Origin of the sequence: Allobosea eneae (assembly GCF_042657265.1) — a bacterium.
Taxonomy (GTDB): domain Bacteria; phylum Pseudomonadota; class Alphaproteobacteria; order Rhizobiales; family Beijerinckiaceae; genus Allobosea; species Allobosea eneae.
Window position 1 is genome coordinate 1 of record NZ_JBHSLW010000073.1, and the last position, 15902, is coordinate 15902.

At 61.4% G+C, this 15902-nt stretch carries 14 protein-coding genes and 2 pseudogenes; 9 read left to right on the top strand and 7 right to left on the bottom strand.

Annotation, left to right across the window (positions count from 1 at the left end; all coding sequences use genetic code 11):
- Nucleotides 1-25: 25 nt before the first annotated feature.
- On the bottom strand, nt 26-1279 hold the full coding sequence (locus ACFPOB_RS27465; RefSeq protein ID WP_377801447.1) for a CaiB/BaiF CoA transferase family protein: 1254 nt from the start codon (nt 1277-1279) through the stop codon (nt 26-28).
- Between the two features lie 136 nt (nt 1280-1415).
- On the opposite strand from ACFPOB_RS27465, the gene ACFPOB_RS27470 reads away from it, so the two are divergent.
- Complete coding sequence (locus tag ACFPOB_RS27470; RefSeq protein ID WP_377801454.1) at nt 1416-3275, top strand: AMP-binding protein; 1860 nt, start codon at nt 1416-1418, stop codon at nt 3273-3275.
- On the opposite strand, the pseudogene ACFPOB_RS27475 reads toward ACFPOB_RS27470, so the two are convergent.
- From ACFPOB_RS27475 to ACFPOB_RS27485, 3 genes and pseudogenes are all read right to left on the bottom strand, one after another.
- Nucleotides 3164-3700 (bottom strand): annotated as a pseudogene (locus ACFPOB_RS27475) (TetR/AcrR family transcriptional regulator); the annotation flags it as partial. The gene ACFPOB_RS27470 and the pseudogene ACFPOB_RS27475 sit on opposite strands and share 112 nt — an antisense overlap.
- Before the next feature lie 88 nt (nt 3701-3788).
- The gene (locus ACFPOB_RS27480) at nt 3789-4928 is read right to left on the bottom strand and encodes a CaiB/BaiF CoA transferase family protein (RefSeq protein WP_377801448.1); all 1140 of its coding nucleotides are present in this window, start codon (nt 4926-4928) and stop codon (nt 3789-3791) included.
- 69 nt (nt 4929-4997) lie between these two features.
- Nucleotides 4998-6143, bottom strand: coding sequence for an acyl-CoA dehydrogenase family protein (locus ACFPOB_RS27485; RefSeq protein WP_377801449.1), 1146 nt, complete (start codon nt 6141-6143; stop codon nt 4998-5000).
- 100 nt (nt 6144-6243) lie between these two features.
- Between ACFPOB_RS27485 and ACFPOB_RS27490 the strand changes: the two genes are divergently transcribed.
- The gene (locus tag ACFPOB_RS27490; RefSeq protein ID WP_310095351.1) at nt 6244-7374 is read left to right on the top strand and encodes an iron-containing alcohol dehydrogenase; all 1131 of its coding nucleotides are present in this window, start codon (nt 6244-6246) and stop codon (nt 7372-7374) included.
- A 158-nt stretch (nt 7375-7532) separates the two neighbouring features.
- Nucleotides 7533-8290 (top strand): IS5 family transposase gene (locus ACFPOB_RS27495; RefSeq protein WP_377801450.1). Its coding sequence is split into 2 segments (ribosomal slippage): nt 7533-7866 and nt 7866-8290, totalling 759 coding nucleotides; the frame shifts between segments, so codons are not numbered across the junction.
- A gap of 68 nt (nt 8291-8358) precedes the next feature.
- Here ACFPOB_RS27495 and ACFPOB_RS27500 read toward each other — a convergent pair.
- Nucleotides 8359-9294 (bottom strand): LysR family transcriptional regulator, encoded by a 936-nt coding sequence (locus ACFPOB_RS27500; RefSeq protein ID WP_377801451.1) that lies wholly within the window; start codon nt 9292-9294, stop codon nt 8359-8361.
- A gap of 113 nt (nt 9295-9407) precedes the next feature.
- Here ACFPOB_RS27500 and ACFPOB_RS27505 point away from each other — a divergent pair, with 113 nt between their 5' ends.
- The 4 genes from ACFPOB_RS27505 (at nt 9408) to ACFPOB_RS27520 (ending at nt 11515) form a co-directional block, all read left to right on the top strand.
- Nucleotides 9408-10202 carry a type 1 glutamine amidotransferase domain-containing protein gene (locus ACFPOB_RS27505; protein WP_076442296.1) on the top strand — a complete coding sequence of 265 codons (795 nt, stop codon included), beginning with the start codon at nt 9408-9410 and terminating at the stop codon, nt 10200-10202.
- Between the two features lie 71 nt (nt 10203-10273).
- A complete protein-coding gene (locus tag ACFPOB_RS27510) occupies nt 10274-10570 on the top strand; it encodes a putative quinol monooxygenase (RefSeq protein WP_064311494.1) in 297 nt (98 codons plus the stop codon).
- A gap of 10 nt (nt 10571-10580) precedes the next feature.
- The gene (locus tag ACFPOB_RS27515) at nt 10581-10721 is read left to right on the top strand and encodes a hypothetical protein (RefSeq protein WP_157105557.1); all 141 of its coding nucleotides are present in this window, start codon (nt 10581-10583) and stop codon (nt 10719-10721) included.
- A gap of 53 nt (nt 10722-10774) precedes the next feature.
- On the top strand, nt 10775-11515 hold the full coding sequence (locus ACFPOB_RS27520) for an SDR family oxidoreductase (protein ID WP_064311493.1): 741 nt from the start codon (nt 10775-10777) through the stop codon (nt 11513-11515).
- A 305-nt stretch (nt 11516-11820) separates the two neighbouring features.
- On the opposite strand, the gene ACFPOB_RS27525 is transcribed toward ACFPOB_RS27520, so the two are convergent.
- A complete protein-coding gene (locus tag ACFPOB_RS27525; protein WP_377801452.1) occupies nt 11821-13506 on the bottom strand; it encodes an excinuclease ABC subunit UvrA in 1686 nt (561 codons plus the stop codon).
- A 98-nt stretch (nt 13507-13604) separates the two neighbouring features.
- Between ACFPOB_RS27525 and ACFPOB_RS27530 the strand changes: the two are divergent.
- Nucleotides 13605-14261 (top strand): annotated as a pseudogene (locus tag ACFPOB_RS27530) (ParB/Srx family N-terminal domain-containing protein); the annotation flags it as partial.
- A 52-nt stretch (nt 14262-14313) separates the two neighbouring features.
- Here ACFPOB_RS27530 and ACFPOB_RS27535 read toward each other — a convergent pair.
- Nucleotides 14314-15282, bottom strand: coding sequence for a GlxA family transcriptional regulator (locus ACFPOB_RS27535; protein WP_377801453.1), 969 nt, complete (start codon nt 15280-15282; stop codon nt 14314-14316).
- Nucleotides 15283-15503: 221 nt separating this feature from the next.
- Between ACFPOB_RS27535 and ACFPOB_RS27540 the strand changes: the two genes are divergently transcribed.
- Complete coding sequence (locus ACFPOB_RS27540) at nt 15504-15797, top strand: antibiotic biosynthesis monooxygenase (RefSeq protein ID WP_173048860.1); 294 nt, start codon at nt 15504-15506, stop codon at nt 15795-15797.
- Nucleotides 15798-15902 lie beyond the last annotated feature (105 nt).

Sequence of the window (15902 nt, forward strand, 5' to 3'; positions counted from 1 at the left end):
CCATCGCCTCCGCGACGGCCTTCCTCTACGCAGCCGCCGCCATGGTTCTTATCCGCCGCATCGCGCGAGCGTCATGAGTTCCGGGACGGACTCTCAGGGAGCTGAACTCTTCCTCGCCCACCCCAATTTCGCCGAGAATTTCACTGGCATGCGCACCCAGTTCCGCAGGCGAAATCCTGAGCTCAGGAGGTGTGCGCGAAAGTTTGACCGGGTTGCCCGCAAGTGCGACGTCGCCGTACCCGGAAACGGGGACCGACCAAACCATTCCGTTGTTGCGGATCTGCGGGGACGCAGCGGCTTGCTCCAGTGTATTGATCGGCGAGCACAGGATGTCCTGGCCTGACAACCTTTCAACGCACTCGGCGGTCGAAAACTCGGCCACGAGCGGTCGAAAGTACTCCTCTATTTCTGCGATGTTTTTGACTTGGAGATCGCGTGTCGCGAACTTTGGCTGCCCGCTGAAATCCAGCACATCGAAAGCAGCGCACAACCCCCTTAGCGGGTTGTCGCGGAAGAGGGTCAGCACAACGAGCCACCCGTCGGTGGTCTTAAAGCGCATCGACTGCTTGACCCAGCTCGTGCGCTGGCTGTGCATCGCGATGCTCGACTGCTCCAGCACTTGCGCGGCGAAGGCCACATCGAGGAGCGATGTTTCGATCTTCTGCCCCCGCCCGGACGAGGATCGTTCGACCAGCGCGGCCAAGATGCCTTGGGTCAGGGATAAGGCGGTCATGTAATCGATGATGGGTGTGTTCGTGATTTGGGGAACTGCGCTTTCCTCGACCCCGCTCATTGCGAAGCCGCTATAAGACTGCGCCAGCATGTCCTGGCCGGGCATTTTCGCCATCGGACCTGTGGCTCCGAAGGCGTAGCCGACGGCATAGATCAGGCGCGGGTTCCGCTTTTCGAGGTCCTCGAACGAAAGTCCGAGACGCTCCATCACTCCGGGACGAAAGTTGTGAAGAAGGACGTCCGCACTGTCGATCAGGCGAAGAAGCAGATCGCGGCCTTCTTCAGATTTGATGTCGAGGGCCAAGCTTCGCTTGTTCCGGCACAGCGCCGCATAATAGCAGCTGATGCCACCCTTCTCGTTGGCTACCGGATCGAGCGTCCGAAGAATTTCGCCAGGGGACAGGCGCTCCACTTTGATAACATCGGCCCCATAGTCGCCGAGCATCTGGCCAGCGAGCGGGACTTGCATCACCATGCCGAGCTCGATTACGCGAACTCCGGAAAGCGCGCCGCGGGACGTTGGCAATGGCGGGCTAGCTTGCGTCATCAGAGTGCCTGTCCTAAGAATACTAGCCGGATAGTATGTAATATTTTTTGAGTTTGCAACCGGCTTGTGACCGGTGGATCAAACGGGCGAAAAAGAAGAACGTTTGGAGGAAGCTATGAACGGATCGCTCTTGGATATGCTGACGCCTGATAGGTGGACGGTCCGCGAAGTAGCCCTCCGGCGGCTTGCGTCATCTCCCGCTTTTCCATTTGTCAGCGAGATTGGCGGACCCACCGAAACTTATGGCCGGTTCATTGAGCGTGCGTCGGCGCTTGCTCACTTTTACTCGGAGTGTGGAGTCGCAGTCGGAAACACGGTCGCGGTGCTTTGTCCCAACGGCATCCCCGCGCTCCATGGCTGGATGGCCGCCAGCCTCATTGGCGCGGTCGACGTCACGGTCAACTCCGCCTACCGCGGCGAGCTGCTTACCCATGTGCTCGCCACCACGCAGCCGAAAGTGGCGCTAGTCGACACAAGGCTCCTCGACAGCCTCCTCGAGGTTCGCGAACAGCTTCGCTTTCTGACGCACGTTATCCTCGTTGGATCGAGTGAAGCGCCTGACGACGGCCACCACCTGCAATTCGCGCGGTATGAAGAGATTGTCGAAGCCCGACGGCCCTTACCGACCCGCCAGGTCGAGCCGCAAGACCCCGCAGTCGTGATGTTCACGTCAGGTACGACGGGCCCGTCTAAGGCGGTGCTGCTGCCAAATGCACAGGTCTGCCTGCTCGCCCACCAGGTGATTGTCAACACGAGGCTCTCTGCGGATGACGTGTACTACAATGCGCATCCTCTTCATCACATCGCCGGCAAGTTCATGGGAGTACTCGCGACATTCATAGCCGGCGGACACCTTGTGCTGGATCGAAAATTCGATGCTGAAGCTTGGTTGGCCACGATAAGACGCGTTGGAGCAACGGTGGGCATCGCTCACGGCCCCATGATCGAAATGATCCATGCAACCGCCCCTGCAGCAGACGATCGAAATCACCGGCTTCGGCGTTTGATGTGCTGCCCGCTGCCGAAATCCATCGGTCGCGCGTTTGAGCAGCGGTTTGACCTGAGGGGCATCGAAATGTGGGGGATGACGGAGGTGACCTGCCCATGCTGGACGTCTTTTGACGGCGGGCATCCCCTCGGATCCTGCGGAAAGCCAATGGACGATTGGTTCGATGTGCGGATCGTCAACCCGGAGACGGACAGAGAGCTCCGCCCCGGCGAGACCGGAGAGATAGTCGTGAGACCCAGGCTCCCCTGGACCAGTTTCGCGGGCTATCTCGGAGCGCCTGAGGCGACGGTCGAGGCTTGGCGCAATCTCTGGTTCCACACAGGTGACGCTGGATGGCGCGACGATGACGGGTATTTTTTCATCCTCGATCGCATCAAGGATCGCATTCGGCGGCGAGCAGAAAACATCTCATCGTATGAGATCGAAGCTGCAGCGCTGCAGCTTACCGGGGTCCGCGAAGCCGCGGCCGTCGGCGTTCCTTCGGGAATGGAAGGCGATGACGATATCAAGCTCTGTGTCGCTCTCGACCGCGCCTTCGAACCGGCGGACATCCTGGCATTCCTGGCTGCCCGGCTGCCGCACTTCATGGTACCGCGCTATATCGAGATCATGCCTTCGTTGCCCCGCACGCCGACGAACAAGCTGAAAAAACGTGAGCTTCGGGATGGCGGTGTCGGCGTTCACACCTGGGACAGGCATCAAGTCGGAATCAGGCTCAAGCAGCTGGTTCAAGAGCGGTCAGCAAAAAGGACGCAAGGGCGAAGATGGGGATCAACCGGAGGAGGGGGCACGATCCCGTTGAGAAACGTCTGCCAGACGGTCCGCACGAACAGCCGACCGTCAATATTCCCGCCGCGACGGTGCCACTCCAGCATCATGCCATCGTGCGTCGCGACGACGAGCATGGCGAACTCCTTCGTGGGTAGCGTCGTCGCGAGTTCGCCCGCGAGCTTTCCTCGCTCGATAATCTCTTCGAGCATTCGGTAGATGCGCTGATAGATAGCCGATATTTTCACATCTGCCACTTCGGTGGAGCTGCGGCTCTCGATCGACATCTTGATCAAGCATAAGAGCTCATCAGGTCTATCGATGCCCTGCCGAGATGTGAATTTGAAGAAGGCAGCAATCTTTTCAGCAGCTGGGGCTGAAAGATTCTTGAGATGATCGAAAAGCGGATCGACGATATCCTTCTCAGCGACATCCAAGAGATGCAGAAGCAGATTCTCTTTGCTCTCAAAGTAGAAATATACCGCTCCTTTGGTGAGTCCCGCCGCTTCGGCTATCTCCTGGAGGGTGCACGCCTGATAGCCTTTCGAAACGACGATACGAAACGCGGCTTGGGTAAGCCGATAGATGCTTTCTTCGCGAAGGAGCGCCTTCTTATTCACTTTTTGGGCTGAGGTTCCGGTCATACCGTTCGCCTTGAAGCTTCGCTCGCATTGACCATGGGACTAATTATCAGGCCGAATTCAACTGCCTTACATTTTTTCTCCGCCGGCATCAAAACGGCGGCCAGGCAAGACCGGAAATGGGGGCATTTCCGCCGCGCGCAGCTTTGATCTGCTCGGCGGAAAAACCAATCTCGGACAGAACCTGGGTGGTTTTGTCAGTTAGGTCGATCTCTCGGGGAGCACCTTCAAGTCCTTGCATTATCGGCGCTCGAACCGGAGCCTCGCGTCCAAACGTGGCGTGGCGGCCGCGATTGTGAGGATGATCGACGGCTTCCTCTGGATCCAGGACCGGGGACACGCAGGCGTCCTTGCCTGCAAAGTGGCTCACCCATTCGTCGCGCGGACGCGTGGCGAACGCAGCAGCAAAGCGGTCGGCCATCTCCGGCCAAGCCCCTCGATCAAATTGAGGGGGAGCGGGATCGAGAAATCCGAGGCCGTTCCAGAGATTCTCAAAGAAGCGACGTTCCAGAGGTCCGATTGCGACGAACTTCCCATCTGAGCAAGCATAACAGCGATAGTAGGGAGAAGAGCCGGCAACCAGGCCATCTCCACGCGACTGTAGCACTGGTTTACCCCAATCCGCGAAGTGCATCGCCATAAGCGACAAGCAACCATCTACCATCGCGGCATCGATATGCTGGCCCTGACCACTGTGCCCCCGCGCGTAAAGGGCGGACAGAATTCCAATGACAGCGAACAGGCTGCCACCCGCAAAGTCTGCCAGAAGGTTTAGGGGGAAACTCGGCACATCGCCCACCGGGCCGAATGCGCCGAGAGCCCCAGACAGCGCCACATAATTGATGTCGTGGCCAGCCTCCTGCGAAAGAGGGCCGTCTTGGCCGTAACCAGTCAAGGAGCAGTAGACCAAGCGAGGGTTGGTTTTCTTCAATGTGTCGTAGTCGATGCCTAGCCGTGACGTGACACCCGGGCGGTACCCTTCGATCAGGACGTCCGATGTCGTGACAAGCCGCAGCAAAGCCTCTCGACCAAGACCAGATTTCAGATCCAGATTTATGAGCGCTTTGCCCCGAGCGAAGGCGGGAATGGGCAGACTACCCGGCCCGCCCCCGACCACAACAACTTCCGCGCCCATGTCCCCAAGGATCATCGACGCATAGGGGCCAGGCGCGAGCCTCGACAGATCAAGAACCCTGATGCCCTGCAGGCTGGGGGTATTCGGGGAGACCATGGCGACTTAACTCCCAGGCGCCGCGCTAGCCCGGCGCCGCTAAAGGACGGAAGAGCTTGGAAATGTGCGCTATCGCGCTCCCGCCCGATCGTAGACATGCTTCGCGATGATCAACCGCTGGATCTCGTTCACGCCCTCGTAAATCTGGGTGATCTTCGCATCCCTCATCATCCGTTCGACGGGGAAGTCGGCGAGATAGCCCGAGCCGCCGTGAAGCTGGACCGCCTCCGTCGTAACTTCCATGGCAGAGTCGCTGCAGAAGAGCTTAGCCATGGAAGCCAGCGCCCGGGCGTCGGCAGAGCCGTTATCGATGGCGGCGCACGCGCTATAGAGCAGTGCGCGCCCCGCTTCGACCTTGGTTGCCATATCGGCGATCTTGGCTCTGACCATTTGGAAGCGCGAAAGCGTTTCGCCGAACTGTTCGCGCTCCGACGTGTACTTCACCGCCTGATCGAGCGCCCCTTGCGCAATTCCGAGTGCTTGGCCGCCGATCAGTGCTCGGGTCCAGGTCAGCGAATCGGTGATGTACCGATGCCCTTGGTTGGGATCGCCGATCGCGCGATGAGCAGGAATGCGGCAGTTCTCAAACGTCACGTCGGCGGTAGGGCTGCCCTTGATGCCCATTTTCTTTTCGCGAGCCCCTAGAACAAGACCAGAGTCGTCCTTGTGAACTGCGAAGAGGCCCAGGGTCTTCTCACCGGTTCGCGCGAGGACCGTGTACCAGTCGGACCTCGTGGCATTGGTGATGTAGCGCTTCTGGCCGTTGAGGACCCAGCCATCGGCTTGCTTCTCGGCTTTTGTCTTGAGGCCGAACAAGTTTGAGCCACCGGCTGGCTCCGTGAGGCAGATGGACGCGACGGTGTCGCCACTCATAGCAGGGCGAATAACCTCATCGCGAAGTTTTTGGGATCCGTGCTTGGAGATCGGCACCAAGCCAGCCCAGATCACCATCAGCGTTAGCGAGGACGTTGCGCAGACCCGACCAAGTTCTTCAAGCGCGATCACCTGAGACAGAACGTCCCCGCCTTGACCACCGTCGTTCTCCGGAAACGCCAGCGATACAAGACCGAGCTCCTTGAACGCATGAAGGGATTCCTCGGGAAAACGCGCCTCAGAATCAAAGCGCGCTGCATTCGGCTCAATCCGGGCTCCTGCCAAGCGGCGGAGGCCGTCGCGGAATGTCTCATAGCTCTCCCGGTCCATCATTTTGTCCATCATCCCATTTCGAGGAACGCTTGATCTTAACATACTATCTGGATAGTATCTGTTAAGGCAAGCCCTTTTGGGTTTCGAGTTTGCAAATCGAGGAGGGGCCATGTCGCTCATCACCTATCTGACGAACGTCAAATTTGGCTTTGGCGAGCTCTCCAGCCTCGAGGCGGAACTAGCCAACCTAGGTATCAAGCGCCCCCTTCTCATCGCCGATCGCGGTGTTGTCGCAGCGGGCTTGCTGGACAAGGTCGGAACGGCCGCTCCTTCGATCACGTCTGCTCCGGTGTTCGCCGATACGCCGTCAAACCCCACCGAGGCTGCTGTTCGCTCCGCGCTTAGTGAGTATTCCGCCAATGATTGCGATGGCCTCATCGCGATTGGCGGTGGGTCGCCTATCGATCTGGCCAAGGGTGTGGCGCTTCTGGCAACCCACAATGAGCCGCTGGAGACCTTCGCGGCGATTCTCGGTGGCATACCCAAAATTACTGCGCGAGTGGCTCCGGTCATCGCAATTCCGACGACCGCGGGGACGGGCTCGGAGGTCGGGCGCGCAGCCCTGATCACGCTCGATGACGGTCGCAAGCTTGGCTTTATCTCGCCACACCTCATCCCGCGCCTCGCCATCTGCGATCCCGATCTGACGGTGGGGATGCCAGCCTGGTTGACCGCGGCTACGGGCATGGACGCTGTTACCCATTGCTTGGAAACCTATCTCAGCCCCCGATATAATCCGCCGGCGGAGGCGATCGCTCTCGACGGCTTGGCGAGGGCCGTGGCTCACATCGAACGGGCAGTCGCAGATGGTAGCGATCTCGAAGCTCGTTCCGAGATGCTGATGGCCGCGCTCCAAGGCGGCCTCACCTTCCAGAAGGGTCTCGGAGCGGTCCATGCACTGTCGCATCCGCTGGGAGGTCTGAAGGAGGTGTCGCTGCACCACGGTACTTTGAATGCTGTGCTGCTGCCTGCCGTCCTGCGTTTCAATGCGTCGGCCGTGCCTGAGAAGTATGCTCGAATTCGCCAGGTACTCGGACTGCCCGACGACGCGGATCTTGCCGAATGGGTGAGGGGACTGGTGTCCAAAATTGGGATGCCCGGATCGCTTTCCGCCATGGGCGTTCCCAAAGCTGTTTTCTCAGAAATCGCTAATGCAGCAGTGGCAGATCACTCCAGCGCAACAAACCCTAAGCCCGCGACGGCGGAAGATTACGCCCGCATGCTGGAAGAGTCCTTTTAAGGCGCGGGCGTAGCTGGAGTGCGCCCCGTAAGGCGGACATGGTGAAGCCGCGAGCCCGTGGCCGCGATCATGACGCCCGATGCGTTGCAGGGGCCTTAGGGTCAGGACCCATTGATATGAGCGTTGCGATCTGATTCAGGCTCCGCGAGGAGACCGGGATGAGCGACCTGTTTTGGCTAACGGATGAGCAGATGGAGCGGCTGCGGCCGTTCTTTCCGAAGAGCCACGGCAAGCCTCGAGTGGATGACCGGCGGGTGCTGAGCGGCATCGTGTTCGTCAACCGCAACGGGCTGCGCTGGCGCGATGCTCCTGGCGCGTACGGCCGGCACAAGACGCTGTACTACCGCTGGAAGCGCTGGGGTGAGGCAGGCGTGTTCACGCGCATCATGGAAGGTCTGGCTGCGGTGGGCGCCGAACCCAAAACGGTGATGATCGACGCGACCTACCTGAAGGCGCACCGCACGGCATCGAGCCTGCGGGTAAAAAGGGGGATCTCGGCCGCCTGATCGGACGCACGAAAGGCGGCATGAACACCAAGCTCCATGCCGTCGCCGACGCGAACGGTCGCCCCTTGAGCTTCTTCATGACCGCCGGTCAGGTCAGCGACTACACCGGTGCGGCCGCGCTGCTGGACGACCTGCCAAAAGCGCAGTGGCTGCTCGGCGACCGCGGCTACGACGCCGACTGGTTCAGGGACGCTCTTCAGGCCAAGGGCATCCAGCCTTGCATCCCAGGCCGCAGGTCGCGCAACGAGCCCGTCCGGTACGATAAGCGCCGCTATCGGCGCCGCAGCCGCATCGAGATCATGTTCGGCCGCCTCAAAGACTGGCGCCGCGTCGCCACCCGCTACGGTCGCTGCCCTACGGCCTTCTTCTCCGCCATCGCCCTCGCTGCCACCGTCATCTTCTGGCTGTGATCAACGAGTCCTGACCCTAAGGAATGTTTGTGAAATTCAACCGGCGTCGCCCGGCCGAATGAAGTCCATCACGTTGGCGACGTCATGGCTGTTGCTGCCGTCTTGTCCTTGAAGTCGGTGATGACTTCGCCGATCAGCGCCCGTAGCCAGCGGTGGGCGGGATCGTGGCGGTAACGGACGTGCCAGGCCATCTCGACAGGAAAGCTGCCGAGGTCGAACGGGGCGGGCAGGACCTTCAGCCGGGGGTCGTGCATCAGCTGTCGGCAGATGAGCGAGGGCAGGGTGGCGCAATAGTCGGTCACCGCTACCATCTCGGCTGCCGCGAAGAAGTTGGTCACGGAGATCGCGACGTCGCGCTTCAGCTGCTGCTGCGCCAGCGCCTGAAACAAACCGGCGCGCATCCGTCCGGGCGGCACGATGTTGACATGCTTCATCGTCTCGAACTGCTCGCGCGTCATGGCATCGCCGATGGCCGGATGGTCGGCGCGGACGGCGCAGGCGAGCCCTTCGTCCATCAGGTGCTGGACGACGAGGTTGTCGGGCGGATCGACGATGCGGCCCAGCACGAGCGCCGTCGTGCCCGACACGACGCCTGTTTCCACAAGATCGTTGCCGTAAGGTGTCAGGCGGAGCTTTACGCCGGGCGCGACCTTCTCCAGGCGCGCCAGGACAGCGGGGACGATGACGAACTCGACATAGCCGTTCGGCGCGATCGTGAAGAGCCGTTCGGCCTGTGCGGGGTCGAAGGCCTGCTGACCGAGGACCGCGTCGTCGAGCTGGGCGAGTGCCTCGGCGATTAGCGGTGAGAGTTCGAGCGCGATCGGGGTCGGCTGGATGCCGTAGCGCTCACGAACGAACAGTTGGTCCTTCAGCATCAGTCGTAGGCGCGACAGGGCGTTAGACAGGGCGGGCTGTGTCATGCCCATGCGCTCGGCGGCCCGCGTGACGCTGCGCTCCTCCATCAACGCGACGAAGATCGGCAGCAGGTTCAGATCGTAGCGCATACAGTCATCCTGTTAGCGTTATATCTGAAATCAAAAAGATAAACTTCTAGAATATGTCAACGAGGCCCATTTAGCGTCCATCGGTGATCGACGCCGCGAACATGGAGGTTCAGATGAGCAAGGGTCAGGTTCTCGTTCTTGGATCGAACGCGACACAACTCGGTCTGCGTGGCGGCGGTACCGCGACGGTCGGTCAGTATCTCAACGAGACGGCGGTCCCCGCGCTGGCTCTGCTCGACGCCGGCTATGATATTGTTCTCGCCACGCCCAATGGGGCCAAGCCGCACATCGACGCCGTCTCCGTTTCGGTTGATCATTTTGGCGGCGATGAGACGGCATTCCAGCGCGCCAAGGACTTTTTTGCCAGCCACCCGGCGATGAACGACGTGCGTACGCTGAAATCGGTCGTCGACGAGGGTCTGGACGGCTTTGCTGGCGTGTTCGTGCCGGGAGGTCACGCGCCCATCGTCGACCTCATGGTGGACCGCGATGCGGGCACGATCCTCCGTCACTTCCACGCAGCGAACAAGCCGACCGCGCTCCTCTGCCACGGACCGGTGGTCGTTGTTGCCGCGCTCGAGGATGCTCCGGCCTTCCGCAAGGCGCTGGAGGAAGGCGATGACGCCGGGGCGGCCGACCTGGCGCGAGACTGGATCTACGCGGGCTACCGCATGACAGTCTTTTCGGCGAGCGAGGAGAAGATCGCTGAGGAGCAGGTGCTGGAGGGCGAGCTCTACTTCGACATGGAAAAGGCGCTGCGGTCGGCCGGTGGCGACGTCTCTGTCACCGACAGGAACTTCGCTTCGAATGTCGTCGTGGACCGGGAGCTGATCACGGGTCAGAATCCGGCATCGGACCGGGCCATGGCCGACGCGTTGATCGAAGCCCTCGATCGCGCCGCTGCGTGAGTACGAGGATGACCGGCGGGGCGCTCAGGGTGCGCCCTCCCTCGGATATAGCCAAGACAAGGAACGGTGCCATGACCGCCAACGTGAAGATCGTCGCCGTCCTTACCGCCCGTGCGGATACCGTCGACCGCCTGCGCGCTCTGCTCGACGCCATGCTAAAGCCGAGCCGTGCCGAACCGGGCAATTTGCGCTACGATCTGTGGCAGGACCAGAGCGATCCGAACCGTTTCGTGCTCGACGAGCTGTACGCGGACGCGGATGCGGTCGCCGCCCACCGCGAGACGCCCCACTTCCAGAACTATCTCTCTCAGATCGGCGATCTGGCCGAGCGCGCCGCGTTCGTCCTCAACCCCGTGTCGGCGACCTGAGGGTAGTGCCATGGGCAAGCCTGAAGAATGGGTGGGTACGGCGCTGCTGGCACAACCGTTCTACAGAGAGGAGTTGCGGATGATCGGCCTGTTGGCACCTGCACTCCGCGTGGGACTCTTGGGCCTCATTCATCCACGCGGTTACCGCTGAGGCGGAGCCGCTATCCGGCGAAAAATCAACAACTGACTTGAAGGAATACAGTCATGACCCAGGGTATCGAAGGCAAGGTCATTCTCATTACCGGCGGCAGCACCGGCATCGGCGCAGAAACCGCGCGGCTTCTCGCGGAACGCGGCGCAAAGGTGGCCATCGCCGCGCGGCGCAAGGACAAGCTCGACGAGGTCGTCGCGGACATCGCCGCAAACGGCGGCACGGCACGTAGCTACGCGCTCGACGTCACCGACAAGGCGGCGGTCCAGTCCGTCGTCGCCGCAATCATTGCCGACTTCGGCCGCCTCGACGTGCTGATCAACAACGCAGGGCTGATGCCGATCCGTCCGATGGCCGAGGTCAACACCGACGAGTGGGACCAGATGATCGACGTCAATCTGAAGGGTACGCTCTACGGCATCGCGGCGGCCCTTCCCGGCTTTCTCGAGCAGGGCAGCGGCCACATCATCAACCTGAGCTCGGTCGCCGGCATCAAGGTCTTCGCACCAGGCGGCACGGTCTACTCCGGTACCAAGTTCGCGGTCAGCGCGATCAGCGAGGGCTTGCGCCACGAGGTGGGTGAAAAGGTCCGTGTCACGTCGATCGAGCCCGGAGCCGTCGAAAGCGATTTGAAGTTCACGACGTCTGGCACGGCAGCCGAGACGGTGCTCGACTTCTACAAGCAGGCCATCCCAGCGGCATCGGTGGCGCGTGCTATCGCGTTCGCTGTCGAACAACCTGATGACGTTGACGTCAACGCGATCGTCATCCGGCCGACCGCACAGCAGTTCTGATTTCGGCGAGGAGGCGGGGCCGCGTGTGCTCCGCCTCACGGGGAACGTACCGGCCCGCTCGTCCGTTACTTTGCCGAAGGGCCCTCTCCCTGGAGAAGGTCCGCACAAAGCAAGCGTGGCGGATGGCCAGCGATGGCCGTCCGCCACGTCGCGTATCACACAAACACGGCGCACCTGACGGGCACTCAAACCCTAAGCCGCGTCAACCGCGGTGACACATCGCCGGCTCCCGCTTCCAGATTCGACCCATTCCAACGTGTGGTTGAGATGCACCTGATCGAACGTGCTTCGGCCAGATTTACGACCTACAGCGCCGCCTTGAGATAGCGGGCGGTGAGACTGCCTTCCGCTTCTGCAACGACGCCAGGGACGCCGCTGGCAACGATACGGCCCCCATCTTCCCTGGCCCCCGGTCCCAGGTCGATGATCCAGTCCGCCTGTGTGATGGCGCGCATGTCATGCTCGACGACTATGACGGTATTGCCGGCGTCTACGAGGCCCTGCAGGTGTTGCATCAGCCGGTCGCCATCGGAGGGGTGAAGCCCCGAAGTTGGCTCGTCGAGGATGTAGATCGTGTTGCCGCGTTGAGCGCGTTGCAGTTCAGTCGCCAGCTCGATGCGCTGCGCCTCCCCGCCAGACAGCTCGGTCGCCGGCTGACCGAGCCTCAAATAGCCAAGACCGATCTCCCGCAACACGTCGAGGGAGCGCATCACAGATGCGTCGCCAGCGAAGAAATCGCACGCATCGTCGACCGTCAGTTCGAGCACCTGGGCGATATTGCGCCCGTTCCATTCGACTTCGAGCGTTTGCGGGTTGTAGCGAGAGCCATGACAGGTCGAGCACGGGGCAAAAACGCTCGGCAGGAACAGCAGCTCCACCATGACGTATCCCTCGCCCTGGCACACAGGGTAGCGGCCTTGCGCGACGTTGAACGAGAACCTTCCCGAGCTGTAGTGCCGCCGGCGGGCGAGCGGCGTATCAGCGAAGATCCGTCGCACATGGTCGAACATGCCGCTGTAGGTGGATAGGTTCGAGCGCGGCGTGCGGCCGATCGGTTTCTGATCGACCCGCACCAGCCTGCGAACATGCTCCATGCCTGCGACAATGCGTCCTTCAGTGTCGTTCTGCGCAACATCGAGCAGCGGATCGATATCCTCCTCCTCGGCCACGCGGGAGCCGCCGAGGTGTTCCGTGACGAGCTCGGGCAGCGCCTGACTGACAAGACTGGATTTGCCCGATCCCGAAACGCCGTTGACAGCGGTGAAGCAGCCTATGGGAAACTCGACGTCGAGACCATGGAGATTGTTCCGCCTGATCCCTTCCAGGCCTAGCCATGCCTTGGGATCGCGCGGTGTGCGCTCACTGCGGAGCGGCTCTGCGAACAGGTAGCGGCGGGTGATCGAAGTCTCGACGTTGGCAAGCCCCTCTATCGGCCCGCTGTAGAGGACTTCACCGCCCTTTTCCCCGGCTCCTGGCCCGTCATCGACGAGCCATTCCGCGCGGCGGATCACGTCGAGATCATGTTCGACGAACAGGGAGTTGCCCGCCGCCTTGAGACGCTCGAGGATGGTGAGCAAGGCTTCGCCATCTGCCGGGTGCAACCCTGCCGAAGGCTCGTCAAGCACATAGACGACGCCGAAAAGCTGTGACGACAATTGCGTGGCAAGCCGCAAGCGCTGCAGCTCTCCGGAGGAGAGCGTCGGCGTGCTGCGGTCGAGCGAAATGTAGCCAAGGCCAAGATCGATCAGCGGCTCTAGCCGCTCGATCAATTCGCAGGCAAGGCGTTGGGCGGCGATCCGCTTCTCGTCGGAGAGATTGGGCGTGCGGCGTACGTCGGGCGCGCTCTTGTGCGCAGAGCCGCCCGCCGCAACCCGTTGTTCGACCGCTGCATCGCGGGCCGCTTTTTCCAGAACATGGCCCTTTGAGGGGGCGGAGACCGCCCCATACGCGCCATGCGCGACGGGCATCAGCAAGTCCTTCAGCTTGAGCACCGTCAGGTCGCCGAACTCGGCAATGTCGACGCCGGCGAATTTGACCGACAGGACTTCGCGCTTCAGGCGCTTGCCGTCGCAGGTCGGGCAATCGCGGCCCGCTCAACAAGCTCAAGAAGTCGCCCTGGAATGCCCGCAAGACGCCGCACAGCGAGGCCTCTATCGAGGCGAAGGCGGCGAGCATACATGCCAAGGGCTTCCTGCAAAATCTGGTTGTGGAGCCGGAGCTTGACGCCGAGGGTGCGGAAACCGGCTTCTATTTCGTCACCATCGGCGAAGGCCGGAGGCTGGCGCAGTTGTTGCGCGCCAAGCGCAAGCAGATCAAGAAGACCGAGCCCATCCGCTGCGTGATCGACACGCAGAACGATCCGGCCGAGATCAGCCTAGACGAGAACGTCACCCGCGAAGACCTTCACCCCGCCGACCAGTACGAACGCTTCCGCGAGCTTGCGGAAAATCGCGGATGGGGCACGCTCCGCCGCCGCGAGTTGGACGCCGTCGGCTCCAAGCTCGCCGCCGAAACCGGCCTGCCTCACCTGAAGGCGGCGGCGGGCGAACACGTCGCCGGTACTTATCGCCAAAGCCTCACCCTGTCGTCCGGACGGTTCGCGATGATCGACAACGGGCTCGGCTTCCAGCTCGTGCCGTGGTCGCGGGAGATCGATCGCAAGCTCGGCCAGCACATCGCCGGCGTCGCGCGAGCCGGCGGCGGCATCGAGTGGAGCCTCGGCCGCAAACGCGACCTGGGACTATAAGGGCCATCGTCCACATGCGGTCATGTCGCGGGAGGGTTCAGGCGCGATCTGATTAGTCGGCGAACTCGCTAAGCCGGCGCAGCTCAGATGCGGTACGCCCGGTTTTGCGTCGAAGCAGCACACGAAGGGTCGTTCCATTAGCGTACCCGGTCCGAGAAGCGATTTCATCGACGCTCAATCGAGTCGTCCTCAGAAGATAGGTCGCGTGTTCGACCCGCAGATCCTGGTGGTACGCCAGTGGTGATCGTCCGAGCACGGCTTGAACTCTTCTCGACAGGGTTCGCGTACTTGCTCCAGTGAACTGCGCCGCGTCTCGGAGCGAGAAAACTCGATCAAGGTTCGTCCGCACCCATACCTCAAAAGCTTGGACAAGCTCGTCCGTGTGTCGAAGGTGATCCGGGATCGCGTATGTCGCCTGGGGTGAACGCGAGTCGAGCATCAAGTAGCGGGCTGTCGTCGCCGCAAGTTCAGGGCTGCGCTGTCGAATAAACCACAATGCCAGATCGAAATGGGCCAACACAGCCCCCGCCGTAACGATGTTGTCGGCCCGCACGATGGTGCGATGATGATCCAAATCCACGCGCGGATAACGGGAGCGAAAGAACGGACTCAGCCACCAACTCGTCGTCGCGGCCCGACCATCCAACAGGCCGGCCTCCGCTAGCAGGAACGTTCCTGTACATGCCGCTGCGATAGTCGAGCCCCGTTTATGCCACGCGCGCAACAGAACGCCAGCGCTCGCGCAATCCGGATGGCGGAGTGTGGTGCTCAGCGCCTCCTCGGTCTTTGCGCCGACCGCAGGCACGAGCACAAGATCAGGCGCAAAAGAGGCGACTGCCGGCACAGCAGGTATGGCCAAGCCATGCGCAGTCATCGCGCCGTGCCGGACGCTCAGAACGGTCGCCTTGAACGACTTGCTTTCTGAGGTCGGCGCCAGTTCGGCGGCTGTGGTCAGCGTGTCCTGGAACGCGGCCAGTCCGGTGTCGAAAGCCCCATCAAGGGCAAGGATCGCGATGTTCATGGCGAGAATGGTACTACATTTGTCATTTATGCCAAGCGACTGATGCGCTGACCTCCATTAGTGTTGTGTCTGCCTTTGGGACGAAGGCCGCTCTCGGTTGAGGCGCGTATCGACAAAGGCGCGAGTCGAGCCACTCGGGTGTCTGCAACAACAACTCTTGGCAATCATCGTTGCTGTCAATCCGTGCCGGGGCAGATTCCAAGTCTGATAAGGAGATAGGTATGATTAAGTTTGGGCTGTATGTTCGGCTGGAAGCGAAGGCCGGCAAAGAGGCGGATCTTGAAGCGTTTCTTCAAGGTGCATTGCCGTTGGCGCAGGAGGAGACCGGCACGCCGGTGTGGTACGCCGTGAAATTCGGGCCTCAAAGCTTCGCGATTTTTGACGCTTTTGCGACCGATGAAGATCGCGGCGCTCACCTGAATGGCCCAATTGCTGCCGCTCTGATGCAGCATGCGGACGAACTCTTGTCGACACCGCCCGTGATTGAACGTTGGGATGCTTTGGCGGTGAAGTAGGATCACTGAGAGCCCGTCCCGAAAGGGTTGAGCGACTGGGGCACTCGTGATTCCAAGGGGTTGTTCAGGCCATCTTGGAGCGAGCGATGTGGACCCCAGCCACTC

What these genes read in the sequence shown, in the direction of transcription:
- ACFPOB_RS27540 (WP_173048860.1), top strand. Translation starts at nt 15,504, where the DNA reads ATGATTAAGTTTGGGCTGTATGTTCGGCTGGAAGCGAAGGCCGGCAAA.
- ACFPOB_RS27480 (WP_377801448.1), bottom strand. Translation starts at nt 4,928, where the DNA reads ATGGTCTCCCCGAATACCCCCAGCCTGCAGGGCATCAGGGTTCTTGAT.
- ACFPOB_RS27535 (WP_377801453.1), bottom strand. Translation starts at nt 15,282, where the DNA reads ATGAACATCGCGATCCTTGCCCTTGATGGGGCTTTCGACACCGGACTG.
- ACFPOB_RS27485 (WP_377801449.1), bottom strand. Translation starts at nt 6,143, where the DNA reads ATGGACAAAATGATGGACCGGGAGAGCTATGAGACATTCCGCGACGGC.
- ACFPOB_RS27470 (WP_377801454.1), top strand. Translation starts at nt 1,416, where the DNA reads ATGCTGACGCCTGATAGGTGGACGGTCCGCGAAGTAGCCCTCCGGCGG.
- ACFPOB_RS27465 (WP_377801447.1), bottom strand. Translation starts at nt 1,279, where the DNA reads ATGACGCAAGCTAGCCCGCCATTGCCAACGTCCCGCGGCGCGCTTTCC.
- ACFPOB_RS27505 (WP_076442296.1), top strand. Translation starts at nt 9,408, where the DNA reads ATGAGCAAGGGTCAGGTTCTCGTTCTTGGATCGAACGCGACACAACTC.
- ACFPOB_RS27510 (WP_064311494.1), top strand. Translation starts at nt 10,274, where the DNA reads ATGACCGCCAACGTGAAGATCGTCGCCGTCCTTACCGCCCGTGCGGAT.
- ACFPOB_RS27500 (WP_377801451.1), bottom strand. Translation starts at nt 9,294, where the DNA reads ATGCGCTACGATCTGAACCTGCTGCCGATCTTCGTCGCGTTGATGGAG.
- ACFPOB_RS27490 (WP_310095351.1), top strand. Translation starts at nt 6,244, where the DNA reads ATGTCGCTCATCACCTATCTGACGAACGTCAAATTTGGCTTTGGCGAG.
- ACFPOB_RS27520 (WP_064311493.1), top strand. Translation starts at nt 10,775, where the DNA reads ATGACCCAGGGTATCGAAGGCAAGGTCATTCTCATTACCGGCGGCAGC.
- ACFPOB_RS27515 (WP_157105557.1), top strand. Translation starts at nt 10,581, where the DNA reads ATGGGCAAGCCTGAAGAATGGGTGGGTACGGCGCTGCTGGCACAACCG.